Raw genomic sequence first — 23,052 nt, forward strand, 5'->3', positions numbered from 1 at the left:
GACGAGGCCATCGGTACTCCTGAACTCCGGGCCGGAAGGTGGCCCCGTACTTCCCGCCCAGCTACTCGCGAACCGGGGAACTTTCCCGGACCGCCCGCAGGATCGCGTCCCGGATCGTGACCTCCCGGCCCTCCGCGTCGCGCGTCCGGCGCGGTCTCGTCCCGGCGAACCCGATCCGCCAGCCGTCGCCGAGGTCGGCCGCGAGCTCCTCCCCGGTGAAGAACATGCCGGGCACGTCCGGCCGGTGCACGCCCGCGTGCAGGTCGGACTCGTGGTGTCCGACGACGAGCAGCGTCCCCCCGGGCGCGACCGCTCCGGCCAGCCGCGCGAACACCGCGTCCCGCGCCTCGCCCGGCACGTGCAGGAAATGGGACGTCACCAGGTCGAACCGCGCCGGCGGCGTCCAGATCGCCAGGTCGGCGTGCACCCAGTCGACCTTCAGGCCCACGGCCTCGGCATGCCTCGCCGCGCGCTCCAGCGCAGTCGTGGCGATGTCGGCGCCCGTGACCTCCCAGCCGCGCTCGGCGAGCCACAACGCGTCCCCGCCCTCGCCACATCCGGCGTCGAGCGCGGTGCCAGGCGTCAGGTCCGACACCTCGGCGACGAGCTGCGCGTTCGGCTGCCCGCTCCACAGTTCCGGGCGCTCCCGGTACCGCTCCTCCCAGGACTCCTCGTCGAACCTCATGCCCGCACCCCGTGCCTGCGCTCGCCGAGCACCAGCTCGGACACCTCGCGCTCGGCCGCCGCGCTGAACTCGCCTGCCATGGCGTCGCGGAGGTCCTCCTGCACCAGATCGGCGTTGATCGCCGCCCCGGCGGTCAGCCCGCTGCCCGCCGACACGATCACCTGCGCCATGAGGTTGGCGACGTTGCCCGCGACCCAGACGCCGGGCACCGCGGTCGCGCCGGTCGGGTCCGCGGGCACGTAGGTACCCGCGACCTGGCCGCCGATCTCCAGCTCGGTGGTCTCCAGTCCGAGCGACACCAGGACGTCGGCGCGGGCGGTGAAGGTCGGCGTCACCACGAAGGCGTCCCGTGGCACGACCTCGCCGGCACGCAGCCGGACGCCGCCCCGCTCGAACGCGGCCACCTCGCCGTCCACGACCCGGATCCCGCGCGCCCGCAACTGCGCCCGCTCGGTCGCCGAGGGCTCGGGCCCGGTGTGCCGGAACAGGATCACGTCGTCGCTCCACTGCCGCCACAGCAGGGCCTGGTGCACCGACATCGGGCCCTTGCCGAGGATGCCGATGGCCTGGTCGCGCACCTCCCAGCCGTGGCAGTACGGGCAGTGCAGCACCTCCTGCCCCCAGTGCCCGGCGACGCCGGGCACGTCCGGCAGCTCGTCGACCAGACCGGTGGTCACCAGCAGCCGCCGCGCGAGCACCGCGCGCCCGTCCGCCAGCGTCACCCGGAACCCGCCGCCGGCCACCGGCTCGGCCGCGGTCACCGAGCCGTCCGCGAACTCGCCGCCGTACCCCGTGACCTCCGCCCGCCCCGCTGAGACCAGCTCGCGCGGCGGGGTGCCCTCGCGGCCCAGATAGTTGTGCACGTGCCCGGCGGGCGCGTTGCGCGGCGAGCCCGCGTCGATCACCAGGACCGACCGCCGTGCCCGCACGAGGGCCAATGCGCCGGCGAGCCCCGCCGCGCCCCCGCCGACGACGATCACGTCGTATCTCTCGTTCACCGTTGTGCCTTTCCCCGGTAGTCCGCCTGTCCCCGCCGACTATCCGCAGTTCCGGCGCTTCTGACAAATGAAGTTGCCAGTTCCGCAAAAACCGGGGATGGCCGTTCGGTCAGCCTGCCGTCGCGAGCAGCCGCCGCAGCCAGGGCACGCGCGGGGTCTTCGCGGTCTGCGACAGCGAGGTCTGCGGCGCGAACCCGTCGAAGCCGTGGAAGCCGCCGGGCCACACGTGCAGCTCCGCCTGCCCACCTGCCCGCCAGATCCGGGTCGCGTAGTCGATCGTCTCGTCGCGGAAGGTCTCCGCCGAGCCGACGTCGAGGTAGGCAGGCGGCAGGCCGGACAGGTCCCCGGCCCGCGCGGGCGCGGCGTACGGCGAGACGCCCGGGCCGCCCCGCGCGTCGCCGAGCAGCGCGGTCCAGCCGAGCGCGTTCGAGCCCTGGTCCCAGATCCCGAGGCCCGCCATCTGCCGGGCGGAAACACTGTCGTTGCGGTCGTCGAGCATGGGGCACAACAACATCTGGCCCGCCAGGGCGGGGCCGCCCCGGTCACGGGCCAGCAGCGCCGTCGCCGCGGCGAGCCCGCCGCCCGCGCTGACGCCGGCGATCACGACGCGGCCGGGGTCGAAGCCGAGTTCGGCCGCGTGCCCGACCGTCCACAGCAGACCGGCGTAGCAGTCCTCGACCGGTGCCGGATAAGGGTTCTCGGGTGCGAGCCGGTAGTCCACCGACACCATTCCCAGGCCGAGCTCCGCGGCCCAGGTGGCCGCCTCACCCGTGTTGCGACCACGGTGATCACCCATGATCATGCCGCCGCCGTGGATGAAGTAGAGCACCCCGCCCGGCGCCGCCGCGGCGACCGGGCGGCAGATCAGCAGCGTGACGTCCGGGGCGCCGGCCGGCCCGGGCACCGCGCGCTCCTCGACCTCGAACCGGCCGTCCATCCGCAGGTCGGCCAGCTCGAGCCGCTGCTCCCGCGAACCCGCGCGCAGCACCGGGATCATGTCGGCGGTGAAGCTCGCGGGCATCCGCTGGCGCAGCTCGGCCAGTGCGGCGGCGAGCTCGGGATCGAACGGCGGGGGCGGGCCCACCTGATCGGCGCCGGGGACAGTGCTCGTCATCGTTCTCCCTGGGTCCGGGCCATCAGACCATGGCCGTCCTCCGCCATTCTGCAGGGAGAGCGGCCCTCACCCCGCCGAGGGCGCGACCGTGACCACGCACAGGCGGCACAGGCCCCGCACGTACCGCGAAGCGCGCCCGTCGCACGGCATCACCAGCGTGGGCCGATCGAGCACGGCACCGTTGTAGCGGGTGGCCAGCAAGGCGGCGCACGCGCCGAACTCCGGGTCGATCTCGGCGAGCGACAGCACGACCTGGAACCCGTCCTCGGACAACGCGAGCACCACGACGTTGAGCTGGCCCATCTTGTGCCGCTGGTCGAGCCGGGGCGGGATCTCGGCGAGCACCTCGTACAGCGGCACACCGCGGACCCGGTGCACCTCACACCGGCGCCGTGTCACGTACCGCACCTCCTGCTCGGCGGCCGCGCGGGCGTCGAGGTCGGCCGTGTCGAGCACCCCTTCGGCGACGACGTCACCGGTGATGAGCACCTGCCGCCGGCCCAGCGCGGCGCGCTGGGCCGGGGCGAGGGGTGACAACACCATGGATCGACGGTAGAACGGGCAGTAACCATCCGCAAATACGCCGTTCGGGCGCTATCCGACCCGCTGATCGGGATCAGATCCCCGGTTTCATCCGCAGGAGCGGAAGGCGAACTCGTGTCGCCGAGATGCCTGCCTGTTAACTTCGCCCCATGTCGCGCCTCGGTGGCCGGATTTCCCGTGAGCTGCCCGTCGGCCGGCTGATCGATCTCGCCCGGCGCGCGGAACGGGCCGGGCTCGACGAGGTGTGGGTCGTCGAGGACTGCTTCTACGCGGGCGGGATCGCGACCGCCGCGACCGTCCTCGCCGCGACCGAGTCGATCACCCTTGGCATCGGGGTCCTGCCCACCGTCGCCCGCAACCCGGCCATCGCCGCGATGGAGCTGGCCGCGCTCGCCGAGCTGCATCCGGGCCGGCTGATCGCCGGCTTCGGGCACGGCGTGCCGGCCTGGATGAAGCAGATCGGCGCGTACCCGGCCTCGCCGCTCGCCGCGCTCGAAGAGACCCTGAGCGCGGTACGGCGCCTGCTCGCGGGCGAGCGCGTGTCCACGACCGGGCGCCACGTGCGGCTCGACGACCTCGTGCTGGAGTTCCCGCCCGCCGTCGTCCCGCCGGTGTACGCCGGGGTGCGCGGCCTGAAATCCCTTGCCGTCGGCGGAAAGCACGCCGACGGGACGATCCCGGGCGAGCCGTCGAACGCGCCCGCAAGGACGTGACCGCGGCACTCGGCCCCGGTGCCGGGCCGCACCTGCGGCCGCTGCCCTTCGGGGCCGAGCTGATCGACAGCGACCGCGAGGACGACATCCCGCCCGAGTGGATCGCGAAGCTGAGCATCGCCGGCACGCTCGACGACTGCGCCGGACAGGTCCGCGCACTGCACGCGGCGGGCAGCGAGCCGGTGATCCTGCTGCCACTGCCTGGAGAACCCGAGGAGGACGCGATCAGCGCGGCAGGTGAGCTCGCGCGCCGCGCCGGTACTGCGCGGGCGTCAGGCCCGTCTCCTTCTTGAACACCTGACCGAAGTGCGACACCCCGCGGAACCCCCAGCGCCGCGCGATCGCGGCGACCGGCACCTCCGCCATCGCCGGGTCCGCGAGGTCGCGGCGGCAGCACTCCAGCCGTCGCCCGCGGATCCACGCCGACACCGTCGACTCGCCGCGCTCGAACAACACGTGCAGCTGCCGCGGCGAGATGTAGTGCGTCGCCGCGATCCGGGCCGGGTCGAGCTCCGCGTCGCCCAGGTTCTCCTCGATGTAGGCGACGATCTCCTCCAGTAGCAGCTCCCGGTGCTCCGGCGGGCGCTCCCCCAGCTCGGTCCGCAGCATCGTCGTCACCAGGTCCATCACATTGCGCACCGCCGTGCGCCCGTGCCCGCCGAGGAACTCCAGGTTCCGGTTCAGGCTGATCAGCATTCCCCACACCGCCGCGGGCAGGCCCGGCTCGCACTCGAACGCGCGCGCCGTCATCCCGGCCGGCTGCCGCGGGCCCAGCCATGCCTTGGGAAACCGGATGCACGTGGAGCGGTAGCCGTCGCTCGCGGTGAGCGCGGCGGGCTCGGAGGAGTCGTAGATCGCGAACAGGCCGGGCTTGAGCACCGCGACCCGGCCGTCCTGGGCCAGCCGCAGCTCGCCGGAGAGCTGCAGGGTCATCACGTAGAAACCCGCGTCCGCCGGGGAGATCGTGGCGCGGTCGCGGTACGCGGCGTGCCGCTCGCAGGCCATGTTGACGAAGTTGACCCCGCCGAGGGTGCGGTTGCTGATCGTGCCGGCGAAGGCGCGCGGCCGGTCGCAGTCGAACTGGAAGCTGAGCACGCTGCGGCGCACGGCGTCGGTCCACGAACCGAACGCCACCTTGTCGCCGCCACCCTGGGGAACCAGGTCGGCGGCGGCGAACTGGTCGGTCAGCGACGTCATCGTCATCTCCACCGCTCGCAGCCGGGCGATCAGGACACGCTACCCGGTCGTGCGCGGATCCGACAATCTCCTGCGCTCTCGTGAGATGTCCGCGGCGCGCGGCGCGCTTAGCGTTCGAACCGACGCGATCCGCACCGTGGAGGCAAGGCATGGCATACGTCGAAGGCTCACATCACGTGACACTGTCCGTGGCCGGGGCGCAGGAGGACGTGGACTTCCACGTCAAGATCCTGGGCCTGCGCTTCATCAAGCGCACCGTGCTGTTCGACGGCGCGCTGCCGATCTACCACCTGTACTACTCCAACGCGGGCGGCGATCCCTCCAGCGTCGTGACGACGTTTCCCTGGGCGCAGGCCGGGTTCTTCGGCAAGCGCGGTACCAACCAGGCCCGCGAGGTGCTGCTGTCGATCCCGCACGAGTCGATGAACTACTGGCACCAGCGGCTGACCGAGCACGACGTCGAGGTGCGGAACGTCGAACGGTTCGGGCAGCGGCGGCTGGCCTTCCGGCACCCGTCGGGGATCGAGTACGCCTTCGTCGGCAACAGCGGCGACGAGCGGGTCGGCCATCCGGGGTTCGGGGTGCCGCAGGAGCACGCGATCCACGGCCTGCACGGCGTGGGCGTGCACGTGGCGACGCCGGAGCGGATGGTCGAGTTCGCCACCGAGTCGTTCTTCTCCCAGGGCAGGCTGAGCGAAGAAGGCGATGTCGCCGTGCTGCAGATCGGCAACCAGAAGTACGGCAACCACCTCGAGCTGACGGTCAACCGCACCGACGACCAGGGCACCTGGAGCTACGGCGCGGGCACCTACCACCACTTCGCCTGGAACGTCGCCAACCTCGGCAACCAGGACGAGGTCAAGTTCGAGATCGAGGGCCGCGGCTACACCGACATCTCCGAGCTGAAGGACCGCAAGTACTTCAAGAGCGTCTACGTGCGCACGCCCGGCGGCGCCCTGTTCGAGCTGGCCGTCACGCACGCCGAAGGCGGCTGGACCTGTGACGAGTCGCCGAAGGAGCTGGGTACCAGGTTCCAGCTGCCCGAACAGTTCGAGCACCGGCGCGAGGAGATCTTCTCGCGGCTCGAGCCGATCGAGATCTGAGATGGCCGCGCCACATCTGAGCGCCGGGCACGAGATCACCGTGCGGCGCGGGCAGTTCTGGGTACCGGGCGAACGCGTGACGACCGCGGGCGGCACGGTGCAGCGGGCCCCGATGTTCGTGCAGTGGGAGGCGCCACCGGAGGTCAGCCATCCGCATCCGCTCGTGCTGGTGCACGGCGGCGGCGGGCAGGGCACCGACTGGACCGGCACGCCGGACGGCAGGCCGGGCTGGGCGACCAGGTTCGTCGAGGCGGGCTTCGCGGTGTACGTCGTCGACCGCTGCGGGCACGGACGCTCGCCCTATCACCCCGACGTCGTCGGCCCGATGGGCCCGCCTTTTCCCTACGAAGCGGCCGAAGCGCTCTTCGCCGGGAACACCGAGTGGGACGCCGACCAGCTGGTCGCGCCGATGGGACCGCTGCCGGCGGACCTCGCCGAGTCCCAGCGGATGGACGCCGACCGGCTGGGCCGCCTGCTCGACGTGATCGGCAGCGCGGTGCTGGTCACGCACTCCGCGGGCGGCCCGGTCGGCTGGCTCGCCGCCGACGCGCGGCCGCGGCTGGTCACGGCCATCGCCGCGATCGAGCCGATCGGTCCCGCCTTCGCGGACTTCCCCGGGCTGGGCGCGCTGACCTGGGGACTGACGAGTGCCGAGATCACCTACGACCCGCCCGCCCGGACTCCGGAGGACGCCGTGGGCCGGAAGATTCCCGCGCTGGCGGGCAAACCGGTCGCGGTGGTCAGCGGCGGCGCCTCGCCGTTCACCGGGTTCGCGCCGCAGGTGGTCGAGTTCCTGACCACCGCCGGCGCGCGGGCCGAGCACCTGCACCTGCCCGACCACGGGATCACCGGCAACGGCCACGGCCTGATCTTCGAAACCGACTCCGACGAGACGGTCAAGCCCGTCATCGACTGGATCCTCACGCACGACAAGGAGATCCCATGAGCGAACTGCACGTCAGCGACCAGTTCGACGCCGTCATCGCGCGACTGGAGGACATCACCCCGCTGCTGAAGGAGCACGCCGAGAAGGGCGAGGAGCTGGGCCGGCTCACCGACGAGGTCGCCCAGGCACTGCGCGACAGCGGCGCGCTCAAGGTCGGCATCCCGCGGGAGCTGGGCGGCTACGAGTTCTCGCCGCGCCAGGTCGTGGAGACGATCGCCAAGATCACCTACGCCGACGCCTCCGCCGGCTGGTCGTTCATGGCCGTGCAGATGGTCACCGGCACCACCGCGGCTTACCTCGGGCCGGAGGCCGTCGCCGACCTGTTCCCCGACGTCGAGCACGACCGGTACGCGACGATGGCGGGGCAGGGCACGCGGCTGGGCAAGGCGGTGCGCACCAAAGGCGGTTACCGGATCAGCGGGCAGTGGAGCTTCGCTTCGGGCATCGCGATGTCGAGCCACATCCACACCGCGGCGTTCTGCGAGGAGACCGGCGAGGCGCTGGTGTTCACGTTGCCGAAAGAACAGGCGACGCTGGTCGACAACTGGGACGTGATGGGCCTTCGGGCGACCAGCAGCATCGACTACCACTGCGAGGACCTGTTCGTGCCGGAGTCGCACGTCTACGTGGTGTCCACAATGGACGCACGCAACGGCGGCGCGATCTACCGGATGGGGCTGGCCAACATGGCCGGGGTCTGCCACACCGGCTGGGCGCTGGGCGTCGGGCACCGGCTGCTCGACGAGCTGAAGGTGCTGGTGGCGAAGAAGACCGGTACCCCGGGCGCGACCGTCGACACCGGGCAGTTCTACGCCGAGTACGCCCAGGCGGAGGCGAAGCTGCGGGCGGCGGCCGCGTGGGCGAGGGAGGTGTGGGCGGACAACGAGGAGACCCTCGGCCGCGGCGAGCTGCTGTCGACGGAGCAGGAGACGCTGACCCGCCTGATGCTCAACAACACCACGTGGTCGGTGCACGCGATCGGGCAGACGGTCTACAAGTGGGCCGGCACGGCGGCGCTGCGCCGCGGGGACCTGCAACGGTTCTTCCGCGACCTGCACGCCGGCACGCAGCACGTCACGTCAGGCCCCGTGGTGCTGCAGAACTGCGGCAAGTGGCTGGCGGGGCTGGCGCCGGAGGCGCGGTGGGTGTTCTTGGAGCTGCGGGGCTGAGGGCCCGCGTCACGCGCCGCGGTAGCGGGACGCCGCCTTCGCCGGGTCGGAGCCGGAGCGGATGGCGTGCTCGGCCGCGGTCAACTGCTCCAGCGTGGCCGGGTCGTCGAGGCCGGGGACGCACACGACCTCCCCGGTGCCGAGCGCCGACACCGACGCCAGCACGACGTCCTCCGCCGGCATACCGTGCTCGCCCCGCTGCTCCGCCTCGGCCGCGACGGACTCCAGCCCGGTCGTGAAATGGAACTCCGTCGCTGTCAGGCCGGGGCACAGCACCTGGACGGTCACGTCCGTGTCCGGCCCGAGCTCCGCCGCCAGGGTCCTGGTGAAGGTCACCAGATAGCCCTTCGTCCCCGCGTACGTCACGCGCTGTGGCAGCGGGCCGGGCGCCATGCTGCCGGCGAACGCGAGCAGCGACGCGACGTTCACGATCGCGCCGCGCCCGCGGGCCCGCATGCCCGGGAGTGCGGCCCGCGCGAGAACGGTCGGCGCGGTCACGTTGACGCTCAGCACGCGTTGCAGCAGCTCGGGGTCGGTCTCGTCGAAGGGGCCGTACCCGTTGATGCCGGCGTTGTTGACCAGGAGCGCGACGTCGTCCCGCCCGACGCGCTCCGCGACGCGAGCCAGGTCCACGTCATGGGCCAGGTCCGCCGAAAGGGTCTCGACGGCGACGCCCGCCGACTCGCGCAACTGCTCGGCCAGCGCCTCCAGCCGCTGGCCGCGCCGCGCGACCAGCGTCAGGTTCCAGCCCAGCTCGGCCAGCCTGCGCGCGTACTCGGCGCCGATCCCCGACGAAGCGCCCGTGACCACCGCCGTCGCTCCGGCGACGTGCACATCGAAACCCATGCTGCCCCTGTTCCCGCTCCGGGCGGGGCCAAACTAACCGTTCCGGCCCTTGCCCTTGCCGCCCTTCTTGCCGTGCTCAACCTTCTCAGCGGGCGGTGGAGCGGCTTCGACCGGGTGCGGTGCGGGCGCCGCCCGGACCTCGGTGACGGTGACCGGCGCGGCGGCAGCGGCGGTGCGCTCGCTCGTGACGAGCGTGTCGGCGCCGAGCAGGAGGCCGTCGAGGACGATCCGGTGGGTCTCGCGGACGGTGGAGCCGTCGGTCAGGGTGAGGGTGAGCCCGGCGGTGACCGTGCCGCCCTCGGCCCGGGGCGCGGTGGTGACGGCCAGCCGCGTGACTGTCGCCCAGTACTGCCGGTAGGCGTCCGCGCCCTGGGCCTGCCCCGCCGCGGAAAGCCGTTGCCAGGCGTCGCCGGGCCGGGCGGGCAGCAGTGCGTAGTAGTCCGCCACGGCCTTTTCCAGCTGTGCCGCGGAAGGCGCGCTCGCGACGACGGCCGGTGGCGGCGACGGGGGCGTGCCGACGGCCGGTTTGTCCACGAGGACGTAGGCGAGCACGGCCAGGGCGGCGAGGCCGGCCGCGATGCTCGCGAGCAGCCGGTGCCGTGGCCGGGGAAGCCGTGCGGTGAGGGGGAAGGCGCGACAGTCCACGATGGCGCGCAACGCATCGCACGCCTCCTCCGCGCTCGGCCGGTCGGCCGGGGTGCGGGCCAGCATCGCGGTCAGCACCGGCGTGAGCGGTCCCGCTTGCGACGGCGGCCGCATCTCCCCGGCGGCGATGCGATACAGGACGGCGTAAGGGTTTTCCAGGTCGCGGCCGAACGGCGTGACCCCCTCGACCGCGGTGTAGAGGGTCGCGCCGAGCGAGTAGACGTCGGACTTGGGCACCGGGCGGCGCCCGTGCACGGTCTCCGGTGGCAGATACGCGGGCGTGCCCGCGACGACCCCGGTGGCGGTGATCGTGGCGTCCCCGGCCGCGTGCGCGATACCGAAGTCGGTGATCTTCGCGCCGTCCTCGGCGAGCAGGATGTTGCCGGGCTTGATGTCCCGGTGCACGACGCCCGCGGCGTGCGCGGCGGCCAGCGCGGCGGCGATCTGCGCGCCGATCGCGGCGACCTCCCCGACGGGCAGCGGACCGCGTTCGAGCAGCACCTCGGCGAGGCTTGTCGACGGCAGGTACTCCATCACCAGCACGGGCAGCCCGCCGTCCTCGACGACGTCGAACACCGCGACCGCGTGCGGATGCTGCAACCGCGCGGCGATGCGGCCCTCCCGCAGGACACGATCGCGCACGTCGCTGTCGAGCTGGGTACCGACGGACGGCAGAACCCGTTTCACGGCAACGCGGCGTTCCAGCCGCTCGTCGAAGGCGCGCCAGACCGAGCCCATGGCGCCCGCGCCGAGCTCCTGCAACAGCCGGTACCGGCCTGCGATGAGTTCGCCCACGGCGGCTGACCGCGCGGTAGTCACTCAATCAGGTTAAGGGTAGCCGGATGGGCGCGCAGGGCGACGATCAGCGGGACGAGCGCAGGTTCTCCACCTCGACCGGTTCGATGCCTTCCCCGGCGGGCAGCTCGAAGCCGAGGATCTGGCTGTAGAAGCTCAGTTCGGCCTCCAGCGCGCGCCGGATGTTCTCCGCGCGCCGGAACCCGTGCTGCTCACCCTCGAACAGCAGGTACGCCACGGGCAACTGCCGCGACCGCAACGCGTCGACGATCAGCTCGGACTGGTTCGGCGGCACCACCGGGTCGTCCGCGCCCTGCAGCACCAGCAATGGCCGCCCGAACTCGGCGGCGCGATGGATCGGCGACCGCGCCACGTAGACCTCGCGCGCCTGCGGGTACGGCCCGATCAGCCGGTCCAGGTAGCGGCTCTCGAACTTGTGCGTGTCCGCCGCCAGCACCTCCAGGTCCGCGATGCCGAACATGTCGGTGCCCGCCGCGAACGGAGTGTCCGGCCGCGCCAGCGCGGCCAAAGTCGTGTAGCCACCGGCGGAACCGCCGCGGATCAGCAGTTTCCCGCCGTCCGCGCGGCCCTGCGCGGCCAGCCACCGCGCGGCGGCGAGGCAGTCGGCCACGTCGACCACGCCCCACTCGCCCAGCAGCTGCTCGCGGTAGGCGCGGCCGAAACCGGCGGAGCCGCCGTAGTTGACGTCCACCACCGCGAACCCGCGGCTGGTCCAGAACTGCACGCCGAGCGAGAGCACAGGCACCGCGCTCGCGGTGGGGCCGCCGTGGATCATCACGATCAGCGGCGGCCGGGTGCCTTCGGGTCCCGCGAACTCCGGGTTCGCGGGCGGGTAGAACAACGCGTGCGCGGTCCGGTCGCCCGAGGGGAACGAGATCGCCTCCGGCACCGACACGTACGCCGGGTCCAGTCCCGTCCGGCGGGGCGCCCGGATCGTCCGCACCGCACCGTCGGCCGACACCCGGTACACGCCCGGCTCCTCGGTCGGCGTGCCGGCGATCAGCACCACCTCGCCGCCCGCGGGCCGGAGCGCGGCGACCGCCGAGAACGGGAGGTCCAGCGGGGTCACGGCATCGCCGGGCGCGGCGATCGCGAGCCTGTCGTACCCGTCCGACCAGCGGGCGAACACGACCCGCCCGTCCGGCAGCGGCACGTAGCGCTGGGTGCCCAGCTGCCAGCCCGGCACCCCGATCTCGGCGTCGAGCACGATCACCGGCTCTACGCCGCCGCCCGGCGACCAGCGGTAGAGGTTCCACCAGCCGGTGCGGTCGGAGAGGAAGTACAGGCTTCCGCCGGGCTGCCACTGCGGTTGCGAGACCGACTCACCCGGCCCGCCCGCGACGACGGTCTCCTCGCCGGTGGCGAGCTCCCGCACGGTCAGGACGGTGTCGTCCCAGGGCATCGACGGGTGGTTCCAGGAGATCCACGCCAGTCTGGCGTCGTCGGCGGAAAGCCTTGGCGCGGCGACGAAATCCGGTCCGGTGACGAGCACCTCCGGCTCGCCGGGGCCGCTCGCGGCGAGGCGCACGACCTCGTTGCGCACCTCCGAACCCGAGTGCCGTTCCCGCACCGCCACGAGGAAAGTCCCGTCCGCGCTCAGGTCGCCGTCGGCGAACCGGTCGCCACGGGCCACCGCGGGCTCCGGGGTCAGCGGCTCGGCCACCCCGGACTCCAGCCGGTACAGCCGCTGGTCGGCCCAGTTGGCGAACCAGATCACGCCGTCGCGCAGCCACCAGTCGCCGCCGCCGTACTCGTGCACGGAGGTCCGCGCGTCGAAGCCGTCGGGCAGCAGCTCGGTGAGCGTGCCGTCGGGCCCGCAGCGGACCAGCTGGCAGCGGCCGCCCTCGGCGGGCCTGCGTTCGGACCACACGACCGCGGCCCCGTCGGCCCGGACGTCGGAAATGCCGACCGCGGCCGTGATGACCAGCTCGGCGGTGACAGGGGTGGACCAGGACCCGAACGCGGAGATCAGCACGGAACCACGCTACGGGACCACCTCCGGGTCGCCCCGGAGGTGGTCCCGGCCGATCAGCCGATCTTGTACGAGTACGGCAGCGTGGCGATGACCTCGCCCGTGCCCACCTGCGGCAGACCGGTCACGCCGGTCGGCAGCGTCGGCACGGTCACCAGGTTCAGGTGACCGGACACGGTGCTGTTGCGCGGGCCGCCCGGGGTGATGGTCACGTTCACCGTCACCGTCTGCCCCGGCGCGACGATCAGCGGGGTGCCGCCCGTCCCCGCCGGGTCGACCGCCTGGTCGAACGGGTCGCCGGTGGACGACGTCACCGACTGGTCGAAGCCCGCCGTCACCATCGACGCCGTGTAGCTCGCGTGCCCGGCGGGCGCGCCCGCCGGGCCGAACGGGCCGAGCTCCTGCACGTCGGCGAACCAGATGCCCTTGCTGACGTACCCCTTCTTCTCCCCGATCGTCGCGACCGAGACGGTGCTGCCCGACTGCGCCTTCTTCAGGTCACCGAACACGTCGATGCCCGCGGCCGAGCCCTGCAGCTCCACCTGTGCCGGCACGGTCGAGGAGGTGGCCACCGTCAGCTTGCCGGTGTCCGGCGGCACCACGTAGACCGGCGCGTCACTGCTGACCTCGGGCAGCGTGACCTCCGTCGAACCCTGCAGCGGAACCGGTTGCAGCGTCTGGTTCCCGTTCGTGCGCGGGTCCACGCCGATCGCGATCGGCTCCACACCCGGGTTGTGCACGGTGACCGGCACGGTCACGGGCTTGCCGGCCGGCAGCTTCCCGCCCGAGGGCAGGCCCTTCGCCGACACCGCGACCTGGTCGAAGCCCACCGTGCCGGTGAACGGCTGCTCGAGCTGCTTGCCGGTGACCGGGTTCTGCACCACGAGCACCAGGTGCCAGCGGCCCGGCAACGGGTTCGCGTCGAGCAGCTGCAGCCCCTTGCCCTGCGAGACGCTCGTCTGCGTCGCGAGGTACACGTTGCTGTTGACGTCGGCCAGCTCGCCGTTCGGGTCGACCAGCACCCCGTCCATGATGGTGCCCGGGTCCTGCAGGTTCACCGCGACGTCGAGGTCCTTCTTGCCCTTGGGCACGTCGAACTCGTAGCTGAACGTCTGCGCCGGCGACACCGCCCGCGCGTTGCCGCCCGTGATCGTGCCGCCGAACTGCCCGCTGCCGTTCTTCGTGGGGATCAGCGCGCGCAGGATCGCCGACAGCGTGGTCTGGTGCCCGTCGGAGCTGCCGAAGGTCACCGAGTAGTCCGCGTCCCCGCCCGAGGCCGGGGTCTGCAGCGCGATCTTCACGGGCTTGGACTGTCCCGGCGCCAGCGTGAGCACCGGCGGGGTCACCTGGCCGTAGGGCACGGCGCGCTGGGTGTCGGCCGCCAGCTGGATGTTCCCGGTGTAGCCGGAGGGACCGGCCGCCGAGTACAGCACCGCGGTCCAGGTGCCTGCGGCGGGCTGGCGAACGTCCACATTGGCGTAGTTCGCCGTCGCCGCGCCACCCTGCGGGCGGCTGTTCGCGACGAACGTGCCGTCCGGCCCGAGCAGCGTCAGCCGCACGACCGGGGTGACCGACGTGCCGTTGACCGTCTTCGGGCTGCCCTGCCAGGCCATCCTCGTCAGCAGGCGCTGCGCCCCGGCAGGCACGCTGAACGTGACCTTCTTGTACGCCCAGTTCGTGCCGTTGTAGTACGGGAACGTCGGCAGCGTGGTCGAGTCGAACGCGGTCGTCTGCGTCTGCGAGGACAGCGGTGCGAACGTCCGGGTGCCCGCCGAAACGGTCAGCGGCTTGTTCCCCACGTTGGTGACCTGCACGCTCGCCGTCTGCGTGCTGCCCGGTGCGCCTTCCAGGGTGAGCTGGTCGGTGGACAGCGCGATGTTCGACGAGACACCGGCAGGCGCCCCGCTCGAGCCCGGCGCGGTCAGCGCCGCCTCGACGGCCGCACGGGCGTCGAGCAGGCCCGAGCCCTGCTCGTCGGCCGGCAGGCCGAGGTCGCGGGTGGTGCCGGTGATGAGCTGCTTGATCTGCGCCGGCGTGGGCGAGGCGCCCTTGTGCGTGCCGCGGTAGGCCTGGATCACCAGTGCCGCCACACCGGCGGTCAGCGGGGCCGACTCGCTGGTGCCACCGAAGGACTCGAGGTCGGTCGGCTGCGGGACGGTCTGGAAGTTGCGGCATTCGGCGTAGGCCGGGGCGCAGTCGGCCCAGTTGCCCTCACCGGGTGCGACCAGGTCGATCGTGCGGCCGTTCTGGGTGATGCCCGAGGACGACAGCGCGGAGATGTTGTCGTTGACCCATTTCCCGTTGGAGAACGGGAAAGCCGCGTATGTCGTCTGCGCGTACAGCCGGTTGTCCGTGGTCGCGCCGGTGGAGATCACCAGCGGGTCGGTGGCAGGGCTGCCGATGGTCGAGGTGATGCCCGCGTCGCCGCTGGACGCGGTGACGGTGACGCCCGCGGCGACCGCCTGGTCGTTGAACACCTGGAACAGCTCGCGCGAGCTGGCGTCCGGGTACTGGTTCAGGCCGAGCGACTCGTTGAGCACGTCGACGTGGTCGACGGTCACCGCGTAGTCGATCGCCTGCAGGATCGCGGAGTTCGTCGCGGTCGAGCCGAACACGTTGAGCCCCACCAGGCTCGCGCCCGGCGCTACGCCCTTGACGACGATGTTGCAGCCCGGCGGGAGCGGGTGGTTCTCGTTGACGAACTTCGACAGGTCGTGCACGACGACACCCTGTGCCGCGATCGACGACGCGTCGCCGAAGGCCTCGGCGCCGGAGTCGGTGGTGTTCGGGCCGTCACCGGAGAAGTCCTGGTAGTCGGCGAAGACCTTCGAGCCGTCGGGACGGATGAAGTCGGGGTAGTTCGGGTCCATGTTGTCGGCGAGGAACGCGACCTTCACGCCCGAGCCGTCGGCCAGGTCGGCCGCGCTCTTCGAACCGTCGGTGCTCGCGGCGTGGATCGAGGTCAGCGCCTCGGGCTCCAGCAACGGCTTCGCCGGGTCGGTGGGGCAGATCGCGTTCGGCGCCTGCGCGGCGGCCGGCGCGTTCACCTTGGGGGCGGCGCCTTCCGCCGGCTTCGTCGCCGACTCGGGCAGGGTGACCTTGCTGTCCGGCAGCACCGACGCGACGGCCGGGTCCTGCGCGAGCTGCGTCGCCTGTGCGGCGGTGACCGTGGCCGAGAAAGCGTTTCCCAGCGAGAAGTGCTCGATCTTGCTCGGGTTGGCGCCGGTGAGCTTGTTCAGCACCGCGTCCTGCGCGGCCGTCGTGCGGTCACGCCTGGTGCCGGACGCCGCCTTGGTCGGCGGCGCGTCGGCGATCTGGTCGGCGAGCACGACGATCACCGACTCCTGCGCGGAGTCGGCGGCCGTCGCCACCGCGGTCGTGGTCAACTGTGTGGTGCCGGCCAGCACCAGACCGCCCGCCGCCGCCAAGGCGAACGCGCGCAACGGTCTCGAGGAACGCCGCATGAGCAGCTCCCGCTTCCTGTCGTAGTTTCGCGAAACAACCGGCCCCGACGAAATCGGGTGCTCCCGACTTCCCTGCGCGCGTGATCATTCCCGCAGAAACGGCGTTCGACAACCGACCTTGGTAGCAAGGAATTCCGGCAATTGCGACCGTTGGGATTTCCTCATCCTTTTCCGCCGCCGTTTTCGGCCGTATCGGCCGGCACGGCGCCCGCCCCTACTCCGGCAACCGGTCGAAGGTCAGCTCCAGGCGGTAGGGGCTGTTGAGGCTGAGCCCGGCCTGCCGCGGGATGTCGGCCCCCGGCTTCAGCGCGAAGTTCGTCGTCCTGGCGAGCAGCTCCTCGAAGGCGATCGCCAGCTGCAACCGCGCGAAGTGCAGCCCCAGACAGCGATGGATGCCGATGCCGAAGGACACGTGCGGGTTGTCCGGCCGGTCGAACACCAGCTCGTCGGGCCGCTCGAACCGCGCCGGGTCCCGGTTCGCCGCCGCGAAGAACACCGCGACCCGGTCGCCCGCCTTCACAGGCGTGCCACCGACTTCGGTGTCGCGCGTCGCGGTGCGGGCCATGTGCGCCACCGTGGTCTCCAGGCGCAGGAACTCGTCGAGGTCGCGCCGCCACCAGTCCGGCTCGCGCAGGCGCGGCTCGATGTCGTCCCGGGTGGCGAGGTGGTAGGCGATGTTCGTGAGCACCCCCCGGGTCGTGTCGAGACCGCCGAGGAACAGCGTGGTCACGATGTCCAGCCGCTCCTCCACCGTCAGCGGGCGCCCGTCGATCCTGGCCGTGACCAGTGCGGCGAGCACGTCCTCGCGGCCGTCCGGCGCGGCTTCGGCCTCCGCGAGCGCTTCCACGGCCAGCCCGGCGAGCACGCCGAACGCCTCGGACGAGCTCGCCACCGCCGCCTGCTTCGCCGCGGCCACCCCGCGCTCGACGAGCTCCAGGTTGTCGGTCGCGAACACGACCCGGGCCAGGGAACCGGCGCTGAACGGGACCGCGAAATCGGCCACCACGTCGAACTCGCCCTTGTCGATGAACGCGCTCATCGCCTCCCGCGCGATTTCGCGCAGCTGCCCTTCATAACGCGACAGGAAAGATCGGGAGAAATACGGGTTGAGGATCTTGCGGTATTCGCGGTGCGCGGGCGGGTCGGTGTCGATCGGGATAACGCGGACCGGCACGCCTCGCAGACTCGGTTGCGCGGAGCTGAAGGTCTCCGGGTCACCGCACACCGTCCGGACGTCCTGATACCGCGTGGGCACGAGATAGCCGCCGTCGGCCGACGAACGCAGGACGGGGCATTCGCCGCGGGCGACCGCGACCGCGGCCAGCACGTTTTCGCGCTGGTCCTCGGCGTAGAGGTCGATGTTTCCCAGGATTTCCTCAACGGACTTGGTCATGCGTCCTCCCGGTTCGGCGGTGAATTCCCACCGTAGGACGTTCAGCGGGCCGACGGGACGCTCATCGCGAGAACGGCGATGTCGTCGTCGAGCCCGTCGCCGAACCCGCCGAGCAGCTTGGTGATCGCCGCGACGACCCCGCTCGCCGTCGTGGGCGCCAGCTCGCGCACGAACTCGTACAGCGCCTCCTCGCCGTATCGCTCGCGGCTCTGGCCGAGCCGGGCTTCGGTGAGGCCGTCGGTGTAGAGCAGCAGGGTGTCCCCCGTACGCAGCCTCGCGGTCGTGGAGGCGAACCGCGCGTCCGGCAGCGCGCCGACCAGCTGTCCGCCCTGTGTCGCCAGGACTTCGGCCGAACCGTTGCCGCGCAACAGAAGTGCGGGCGGATGCCCGCCGCTGGCGAGGGTGACCGTGCAGCCATCGACGTCGGGCACGAGCACCCCGAAGATCACCGTGCAGAAACGCGGGTCGTCGCCGCGGTACTCGTGGTTGAGCACCGTGTCCAGCACGGCGAGCACGGATTCGGGCTCGGCGTCGGTCACCGCCGCCGCGCGCAGGGTGTACCGGGTCAGCGAGGTCACCGCTGCGGCCCCGGCACCCTTGCCGCACACGTCGCCGAGGAAGAAGCCCCAGCGTCCGCCCGCGAGCGGGAACAGGTCGTAGAAGTCGCCGCCGACCTGGTACGGCGACGCGTGGTGGTAGTACGCGTCGACCGCCATGCCCGGTGGCGCGGTCAGCACGGGCGGCAGGAGGGTGCGCTGCAGCGTGGTGGCCAGCTGCAGCACCCGGTCGCGTTCGCGATCGGCGTCCTGGCGGGCCCGCAACAGCTCCCGCTCGTAGGCGCGGCGGTCGCGGGCGTCGAAGATCGTCGTGCGGATCACCCGCGGCCCGCCGTCTTCGCCGGTCTTCAGGGTGGAGGTCACCAGCACCGGCAGCCGGGTGCCGTCCGCGGCGACGAGGTCGAGCGCGACGCCGCCGAGCTCACCCTGCATCCGCAGCAGCGGCGCGAAATGTGTTTCGTGGTAGAGCTTTCCGCCGACCGTGAGCAGGTCCGCGAACCGCAGCCGCCCGGCCACCTGGTCCCGTTCGTAGCCCAGCCAGCCGAGCAGGGTGGCGTTGACCCTGACGATCCGCCCGTCCGGCAGTGTCGAGAGGTAACCACACGGGGCGTTCTCGTACAGGTCTTCCGCGCTGTCCTCGGGCAGCGCGTCGTACGGCTCGCCCGTGCTCATCACGCACCGCTGGCCGCGAACGCCGCGATCGCCTCCGTCGTCTGCACCGGGGCGCTCAGCTGGGGGCAGTGGCCGACCGCGTCGAGGGTGACCAGGCGGCAGTCCGGGATCCGGTCGCGCACGTACGCGCCGACCGCGCGCGGGGCGATCGCGTCCTCTGCGCACTCGATCACCAGCGAGGGCACGGTGACCTTCGGCAGGTCCTCGCGGTTGTCGGAGAGGAACGTGGCGCGGGCGAAGACCTTCGCGATCTCCGGGTCGGTACGGCAGAAGCTGTTCGTCAGCTCCTCGCCCAGCTCCGGGCGGTCCGGATTGCCCATGATCACCGGGGCCATCGTCGCGGACCAGCCGAGGTAGTTGCTGTCGAGGGAGTCGAGCAGCTCGTCGATGTCGGCGGCGCTGAACCCGCCGTGGTAGTCGCCGTCATCGAGGTAGCACGGCGAGGGGGTCAGCAGAACGAGCTTGGCGAAGCGGCCGGGCTCGGCGTCGACCGCGAGCACGCCGATCATCGCCGACACCGAGTGCCCGACGAACACCACGTCGCGCAGGTCCAGCTCGCGGCACAGCTCCAGGACGTCCTCGGCATACCCCCACAGGCTCGCGTAGCGCCGCGGGTCCCAGGCCGAGAGGTCCGAGCGTCCCGAGCCGACGTGGTCGAACAGCACGACCCGGTGGTCCCGCGCCAGTTCCGGCACCGCGAGCCGCCACAGGTTCTGGTCGCAGCCGAACCCGTGGGCGAGCAGCAGCACCGGGCCGTCCGGCTTGCCGGTGACGACGACGTTGTTCCTGCTTCGCACGTCCACGGGGACATCCTTTCACTGCGGCCCGGTTGCCGCCGCCGGACGTTCAGCCCGACGAGCGCTGCTCCCGGGTGTCCCGGCGCAGTTTCCGCGCCTGCTCGGTCACCGAGCGGACCTGCTCGGCCAGTGCGCTGTCGGTGTCCTCCAGTGCGGCGTGCGCGTCGGCGAGCGGGGTGAGCAGGCGGGCCGGGTCGTCGTCGGCCAGCGCCTGCTGGACGCGGTCCTGCGCCGGGCGGTCCAGCCCGTCGAGCGCCCCGATCTGCCCTGCCAGCCGCCGCAGCGAACCCGAGTTGCGCCGCGCCCACTCCGCCACCGCACGCTCCCCCGCGCGCCTGCTGCGCTCCGCCTCGACCCGCTGCTCGCCGGTCTGTGCCCCTCGTGCGCGGACGGCCGCAGCCGCAGGTAGCGCCGCTCGGCGGCCTGCCTGCTGGTCACGCCCAGGGCGGGCGCGAGCCGCGCCCAGCTGACCCGCTGCTGTCGCGCCGAGCCGATCAGCCGCGGCTCCCACGCCGCCAGCTCGTCCCGCAGCCCGCGCAGGACGGTCAGCGCCGCGAGCAGCTCCCGCGGCCCGGCGGACGAGCCGACCACGGCCTGTACCAGTGCCACCGCCTGCGCCGCTTCGGGCAGCTCGGCCGGCCCGTCCAGCTCGCGGAGCAGCGCCAGCGCCGCGGCACGTTCGTCCTCGTCCGTCATACTGTCATCCTTTCGACGACGTCAAACTTGTCATCGGATTGACGACATGCTAAACCAACAGTGCGCGTTGACGCCAGCGTCGACCAGCGAGGAGGTAGTCATGTTGATGCGCACCGATCCCTACCGCGAGATGTTCGGGCCCGGCACCTGGTCCCGTCCCGCGCCGATACCGATGGACGCCTGCCGGACCGGCCGCGAGGTCGTGCTCTCCTTCGACCTGCCCGGCCTGACGCCCGACGCCATCGAGATCAGCGTCGAGCGCAACGTCCTGACCGTCAAGGCCGAGCGTCGCCCGGACCACCCCGGCGGAGACGTGCGGACGCTCGTCACGGAACGACCGCTCGGCGTGTTCTCCCGCCGGCTCTTCCTCGGCGACGGCCTCGACACCGAGCACGTCGCCGCCGACTACGAAGCCGGCGTGCTGACCCTGCGCATCCCCGTCGCCGAGCAGGCGCAGCCCCGGCAGATTCCCGTCTCCGGCGCCGCACGTGAACCGGACCGCCTCGGCGCCTGACCCGCAATCGACGGAAGCAGGAGGAATCGTGGGTACCGGTCTGGACCTCGGGTGGGGACGGCGGGGAGATCGGATGCCGGTCGCGTCGATGGTCCCCGGTCTGTCCGAAGTGGACTTCCCCGGCCCGGCCGGGCTCGCGGTCCGCACGGCAGGCGGTGACGGACTTCCGGCGGGAGCAGGCGGGAGATGAGCAGCCCCCCGTGGCCGCCGGTGGCGGAGTTGCTGCGGGAGCTGCTCGACCGCATCACCGCGGAGCTGCCGGGCGCGCTCGGCGCGGCGATCAGCGTCCGGGACGACGGTGGTTCGCTGAACCCGCTCGCGACCGCCGGGGTCGCCGCGCGCTTCGTGCCCGCGCAGCTCGAGAAGTTCGGCGGCCCGGTGCCCCACGCGGCGGCCACCGGCCGGCCCACCGTCAGCAGCGCCGTGTTCGCCGACGAACGCTGGCCCGACCTCACCCTCGGCGCCGTCACCGACGCCGTACCCGAACTGCGGGCGCAGTGGCAGCGCGTGCGCGGCGCCGCCGCGTTGCCCTGCGACTGGGCGGACAACGGCAGGTTCGTGCTGTCCGCGACCCTCGACCGCCCGGCCACCGAGGCGACGGTGGGGGTGCTCGCCCGCTACGAGAAGCTCGTCGCGATGACGCTCGTGGTCGGCGAGGCCGCGACGGCGTACAAGGCCGACCACATGGTGGGCCTGTTGCAGTCCCGCGCCGCGATCGAGGAGGCCAAGGGCATCGTCGTCGCGATCCGCCGCTGCGGCCCCGACGAGGCCTGGGCGACGCTGCGGCGGGCGAGCCAGCGGCGGGCGAGCCAGGAGTTCAACGTGAAGCTGCGGGAGCTGGCCGTGGCGCTGATCGAGTACGTCGGCCGGGCCCCGGCACCCCAGCCCGACGGCGGCGAGGTGATCACGCCACGGCCCGAAGCGCGTCAGGCGGCGGAAAACCTCTGGCACGCCTTCACAGCGGTCTCCTGATCATCGCGGGCGCGGCCGTGTAGATTCTGCGCCGCAGCCGGCGATCCGAGGAAGACGATGAAAACGGAACGGACCCCCGAACGTCTCGTCTTCTTCGCCGACGCCGTGGTCGCGATCGCACTGACACTGCTGGTCCTGCCGCTGACCGAGGTGGTGCCGGAGATCGTCGCCGCGCACGGGCACTCGATCGACGCGATCACCGAGAACCAGTGGCGGATCTCCAGCTTCCTGCTCAGCTTCGTGGTCATCGCCCGGCTGTGGCTGGTCCACCACCGGCTGTTCGAGGTGGTGGCCTCCTACACGGTGCCGCTGCAGTGGCTGAACATCGCCTGGCTGCTCACGGTCGCCGTGCTGCCGTTCCCCACGGAGATGATCGGCGCGTTCGGCGACGACAGGTTCACCGAGCTGTTCTACATCGGCACCGTCTTCGCCAGCAGCCTGTGCCTGACCGCCATGACCCTCGTGGTGCGGGCCGACCCGCAGCTGGTGAAACATCCCGGTGCCATCACCGACTCCTGGCGGTTCAGCTCGGTCGGCAGCACGGTCGCGCTGGGGTGCGCGTTCGCACTGACCGCGTTCGTGCCCGGGGTGGACTACTACTCGATCCTGCTCCTGGTGGTGCCGGCGCAACTGGACCGGATCCGATACCGCCGCCGCGCGCACGAAGACGCGTGATGCGCCCCTGTGGTTCTCGCCGGCTGACAACCGCGCCGTACCGTCACGAGGCGTTGCTCCGGTCGAGCGGCCCCCACTCGCGCGAGCCCTGCTCGTCGACCAGTTGCTGTGCCTCGCGGAGCACGTCGTCGGTCACCCACGCCAGCAGGCGGTCGCACACCACGAGCGGCTCGTTGTCCGGGCCGCGGGCGATCTCGGTGCCCTGGAACACCCACGGCCGCACACCCGGCCCGCGCAGCTCGCGCAGGTGCCGATAGTCGTAGATGCGGCGGGCGAGCCACAGCCGCAGCGGGCGGTCGTCCCACCACGGCTCCACCTTCAGCGGGCTGGCCGACAACCCCGGCAGCGGCATGCCGGTCAGTGCGTCCCGGCTGGACTGCGGGGCGTTCTTCCCGTCGGCCAGGTCGGTTTCGGGGCCGAGCGACCAGCGCACGTAGAGGTCCCGCCCGTCCTGGGCTTCGAACTCCTCCACCAGCTGGTCCAGCGTGCGCAGCGTTCTCACGGACCGCAGGGTTCCCCGCCGCGCCGGTTTCACGCGACCACGAGCTGGTTACAGTGTCGGAGG

23 protein-coding genes are annotated in these 23,052 nt (G+C 72.1%); 9 read left to right on the top strand and 14 right to left on the bottom strand.

Annotated elements, in window-relative coordinates; all coding sequences use genetic code 11:
• Positions 1-61: 61 nt before the first annotated feature.
• From LWP59_RS28365 to LWP59_RS28380, 4 genes are all read right to left on the bottom strand, one after another.
• Positions 62-685: a class I SAM-dependent methyltransferase gene (locus LWP59_RS28365; protein WP_144638294.1), complete on the bottom strand. Its 624-nt coding sequence runs from the start codon at positions 683-685 to the stop codon at positions 62-64.
• Positions 682-1,683 (bottom strand): NAD(P)/FAD-dependent oxidoreductase, encoded by a 1,002-nt coding sequence (locus LWP59_RS28370; protein WP_144638292.1) that lies wholly within the window; start codon positions 1,681-1,683, stop codon positions 682-684. Before LWP59_RS28370 ends, LWP59_RS28365 begins: the two co-directional genes overlap by 4 nt.
• Positions 1,684-1,792: 109 nt before the next feature.
• Positions 1,793-2,797 carry an alpha/beta hydrolase gene (locus tag LWP59_RS28375; protein WP_144638290.1) on the bottom strand — a complete coding sequence of 335 codons (1,005 nt, stop codon included), beginning with the start codon at positions 2,795-2,797 and terminating at the stop codon, positions 1,793-1,795.
• 66 nt (positions 2,798-2,863) lie between these two features.
• Complete coding sequence (locus LWP59_RS28380; RefSeq protein WP_144638288.1) at positions 2,864-3,340, bottom strand: molybdopterin-binding protein; 477 nt, start codon at positions 3,338-3,340, stop codon at positions 2,864-2,866.
• 149 nt (positions 3,341-3,489) lie between these two features.
• Between LWP59_RS28380 and LWP59_RS28385 the strand changes: the two genes are divergently transcribed.
• Both LWP59_RS28385 and LWP59_RS28390 read left to right on the top strand, forming a co-directional pair.
• Positions 3,490-4,053: an LLM class flavin-dependent oxidoreductase gene (locus tag LWP59_RS28385; protein WP_229857609.1), complete on the top strand. Its 564-nt coding sequence runs from the start codon at positions 3,490-3,492 to the stop codon at positions 4,051-4,053.
• Positions 4,050-4,346: a hypothetical protein gene (locus LWP59_RS28390; RefSeq protein WP_229857608.1), complete on the top strand. Its 297-nt coding sequence runs from the start codon at positions 4,050-4,052 to the stop codon at positions 4,344-4,346. Before LWP59_RS28385 ends, LWP59_RS28390 begins: the two co-directional genes overlap by 4 nt.
• Here LWP59_RS28390 and LWP59_RS28395 read toward each other — a convergent pair.
• Positions 4,279-5,250 (bottom strand): AraC-like ligand-binding domain-containing protein, encoded by a 972-nt coding sequence (locus LWP59_RS28395; protein ID WP_229857607.1) that lies wholly within the window; start codon positions 5,248-5,250, stop codon positions 4,279-4,281. The two genes, LWP59_RS28390 and LWP59_RS28395, sit on opposite strands and share 68 nt — an antisense overlap.
• A gap of 149 nt (positions 5,251-5,399) precedes the next feature.
• On the opposite strand from LWP59_RS28395, the gene LWP59_RS28400 reads away from it, so the two are divergent.
• Genes LWP59_RS28400 through LWP59_RS28410 form a run of 3 tightly spaced genes read left to right on the top strand, consistent with a single transcriptional unit; the run spans position 5,400 to position 8,468 of the window.
• A complete protein-coding gene (locus LWP59_RS28400; protein WP_144638283.1) occupies positions 5,400-6,353 on the top strand; it encodes a VOC family protein in 954 nt (317 codons plus the stop codon).
• Position 6,354: 1 nt separating this feature from the next.
• Positions 6,355-7,299, top strand: a complete 945-nt coding sequence (locus LWP59_RS28405) for an alpha/beta fold hydrolase (protein WP_229857605.1) — start codon at positions 6,355-6,357, stop codon at positions 7,297-7,299.
• The gene (locus LWP59_RS28410; RefSeq protein ID WP_144638281.1) at positions 7,296-8,468 is read left to right on the top strand and encodes an acyl-CoA dehydrogenase family protein; all 1,173 of its coding nucleotides are present in this window, start codon (positions 7,296-7,298) and stop codon (positions 8,466-8,468) included. The genes LWP59_RS28405 and LWP59_RS28410 overlap by 4 nt, the downstream gene beginning before the upstream one ends.
• A 9-nt stretch (positions 8,469-8,477) precedes the next feature.
• Here LWP59_RS28410 and LWP59_RS28415 read toward each other — a convergent pair whose 3' ends face one another.
• The 8 genes from LWP59_RS28415 to LWP59_RS28450 form a co-directional block, all read right to left on the bottom strand.
• Positions 8,478-9,314 carry an SDR family NAD(P)-dependent oxidoreductase gene (locus tag LWP59_RS28415; RefSeq protein ID WP_144638279.1) on the bottom strand — a complete coding sequence of 279 codons (837 nt, stop codon included), beginning with the start codon at positions 9,312-9,314 and terminating at the stop codon, positions 8,478-8,480.
• A 33-nt stretch (positions 9,315-9,347) separates the two neighbouring features.
• Entirely contained in the window at positions 9,348-10,778 is a 1,431-nt protein-coding gene (locus tag LWP59_RS28420) for a serine/threonine-protein kinase (RefSeq protein ID WP_144638277.1), read from the bottom strand.
• Between the two features lie 43 nt (positions 10,779-10,821).
• On the bottom strand, positions 10,822-12,750 hold the full coding sequence (locus LWP59_RS28425) for a S9 family peptidase (protein WP_144638275.1): 1,929 nt from the start codon (positions 12,748-12,750) through the stop codon (positions 10,822-10,824).
• Positions 12,751-12,803: 53 nt separating this feature from the next.
• Positions 12,804-16,211: a S8 family peptidase gene (locus LWP59_RS28430; protein ID WP_144638273.1), complete on the bottom strand. Its 3,408-nt coding sequence runs from the start codon at positions 16,209-16,211 to the stop codon at positions 12,804-12,806.
• Between the two features lie 214 nt (positions 16,212-16,425).
• Positions 16,426-17,604: a cytochrome P450 gene (locus LWP59_RS28435; RefSeq protein ID WP_144638271.1), complete on the bottom strand. Its 1,179-nt coding sequence runs from the start codon at positions 17,602-17,604 to the stop codon at positions 16,426-16,428.
• A gap of 41 nt (positions 17,605-17,645) precedes the next feature.
• A complete protein-coding gene (locus tag LWP59_RS28440; RefSeq protein ID WP_144638269.1) occupies positions 17,646-18,833 on the bottom strand; it encodes a PP2C family protein-serine/threonine phosphatase in 1,188 nt (395 codons plus the stop codon).
• A complete protein-coding gene (locus tag LWP59_RS28445; protein ID WP_144638267.1) occupies positions 18,833-19,636 on the bottom strand; it encodes an alpha/beta fold hydrolase in 804 nt (267 codons plus the stop codon). The genes LWP59_RS28440 and LWP59_RS28445 overlap by 1 nt, the downstream gene beginning before the upstream one ends.
• Positions 19,637-19,679: 43 nt before the next feature.
• The gene (locus LWP59_RS28450) at positions 19,680-20,141 is read right to left on the bottom strand and encodes an HSP18 transcriptional regulator (protein ID WP_308431715.1); all 462 of its coding nucleotides are present in this window, start codon (positions 20,139-20,141) and stop codon (positions 19,680-19,682) included.
• A gap of 285 nt (positions 20,142-20,426) precedes the next feature.
• On the opposite strand from LWP59_RS28450, the gene LWP59_RS28455 reads away from it, so the two are divergent.
• The 4 genes from LWP59_RS28455 to LWP59_RS28470 are packed head-to-tail and all read left to right on the top strand — an operon-like array spanning position 20,427 to position 22,487.
• The gene (locus LWP59_RS28455; RefSeq protein WP_144638265.1) at positions 20,427-20,840 is read left to right on the top strand and encodes an Hsp20/alpha crystallin family protein; all 414 of its coding nucleotides are present in this window, start codon (positions 20,427-20,429) and stop codon (positions 20,838-20,840) included.
• 28 nt (positions 20,841-20,868) lie between these two features.
• Positions 20,869-21,030: a hypothetical protein gene (locus LWP59_RS28460; RefSeq protein WP_233921944.1), complete on the top strand. Its 162-nt coding sequence runs from the start codon at positions 20,869-20,871 to the stop codon at positions 21,028-21,030.
• Positions 21,027-21,812 carry an ANTAR domain-containing protein gene (locus LWP59_RS28465; RefSeq protein ID WP_144638263.1) on the top strand — a complete coding sequence of 262 codons (786 nt, stop codon included), beginning with the start codon at positions 21,027-21,029 and terminating at the stop codon, positions 21,810-21,812. Before LWP59_RS28460 ends, LWP59_RS28465 begins: the two co-directional genes overlap by 4 nt.
• Positions 21,813-21,869: 57 nt before the next feature.
• The gene (locus LWP59_RS28470; protein WP_144638261.1) at positions 21,870-22,487 is read left to right on the top strand and encodes a TMEM175 family protein; all 618 of its coding nucleotides are present in this window, start codon (positions 21,870-21,872) and stop codon (positions 22,485-22,487) included.
• A 43-nt stretch (positions 22,488-22,530) separates the two neighbouring features.
• Here LWP59_RS28470 and LWP59_RS28475 read toward each other — a convergent pair whose 3' ends face one another.
• Positions 22,531-22,989 (bottom strand): DUF6098 family protein, encoded by a 459-nt coding sequence (locus LWP59_RS28475; protein ID WP_144638259.1) that lies wholly within the window; start codon positions 22,987-22,989, stop codon positions 22,531-22,533.
• Positions 22,990-23,052: the final 63 nt, after the last annotated feature.

The organism is Amycolatopsis acidiphila (assembly GCF_021391495.1).
GTDB classification, from domain to species: Bacteria; Actinomycetota; Actinomycetes; order Mycobacteriales; family Pseudonocardiaceae; genus Amycolatopsis_E; species Amycolatopsis_E acidiphila.

Excerpts from the sequence above, each read along its gene's own strand:
- LWP59_RS28365 (WP_144638294.1), bottom strand. The coding sequence starts at position 685 with ATGAGGTTCGACGAGGAGTCCTGGGAGGAGCGGTACCGGGAGCGCCCG.
- LWP59_RS28375 (WP_144638290.1), bottom strand. The coding sequence starts at position 2,797 with ATGACGAGCACTGTCCCCGGCGCCGATCAGGTGGGCCCGCCCCCGCCG.
- LWP59_RS28380 (WP_144638288.1), bottom strand. The coding sequence starts at position 3,340 with ATGGTGTTGTCACCCCTCGCCCCGGCCCAGCGCGCCGCGCTGGGCCGG.
- LWP59_RS28385 (WP_229857609.1), top strand. The coding sequence starts at position 3,490 with ATGTCGCGCCTCGGTGGCCGGATTTCCCGTGAGCTGCCCGTCGGCCGG.
- LWP59_RS28395 (WP_229857607.1), bottom strand. The coding sequence starts at position 5,250 with ATGACGTCGCTGACCGACCAGTTCGCCGCCGCCGACCTGGTTCCCCAG.
- LWP59_RS28400 (WP_144638283.1), top strand. The coding sequence starts at position 5,400 with ATGGCATACGTCGAAGGCTCACATCACGTGACACTGTCCGTGGCCGGG.
- LWP59_RS28405 (WP_229857605.1), top strand. The coding sequence starts at position 6,355 with ATGGCCGCGCCACATCTGAGCGCCGGGCACGAGATCACCGTGCGGCGC.
- LWP59_RS28410 (WP_144638281.1), top strand. The coding sequence starts at position 7,296 with ATGAGCGAACTGCACGTCAGCGACCAGTTCGACGCCGTCATCGCGCGA.
- LWP59_RS28415 (WP_144638279.1), bottom strand. The coding sequence starts at position 9,314 with ATGGGTTTCGATGTGCACGTCGCCGGAGCGACGGCGGTGGTCACGGGC.
- LWP59_RS28430 (WP_144638273.1), bottom strand. The coding sequence starts at position 16,211 with ATGCGGCGTTCCTCGAGACCGTTGCGCGCGTTCGCCTTGGCGGCGGCG.
- LWP59_RS28435 (WP_144638271.1), bottom strand. The coding sequence starts at position 17,604 with ATGACCAAGTCCGTTGAGGAAATCCTGGGAAACATCGACCTCTACGCC.
- LWP59_RS28440 (WP_144638269.1), bottom strand. The coding sequence starts at position 18,833 with ATGAGCACGGGCGAGCCGTACGACGCGCTGCCCGAGGACAGCGCGGAA.
- LWP59_RS28455 (WP_144638265.1), top strand. The coding sequence starts at position 20,427 with ATGTTGATGCGCACCGATCCCTACCGCGAGATGTTCGGGCCCGGCACC.
- LWP59_RS28465 (WP_144638263.1), top strand. The coding sequence starts at position 21,027 with ATGAGCAGCCCCCCGTGGCCGCCGGTGGCGGAGTTGCTGCGGGAGCTG.
- LWP59_RS28470 (WP_144638261.1), top strand. The coding sequence starts at position 21,870 with ATGAAAACGGAACGGACCCCCGAACGTCTCGTCTTCTTCGCCGACGCC.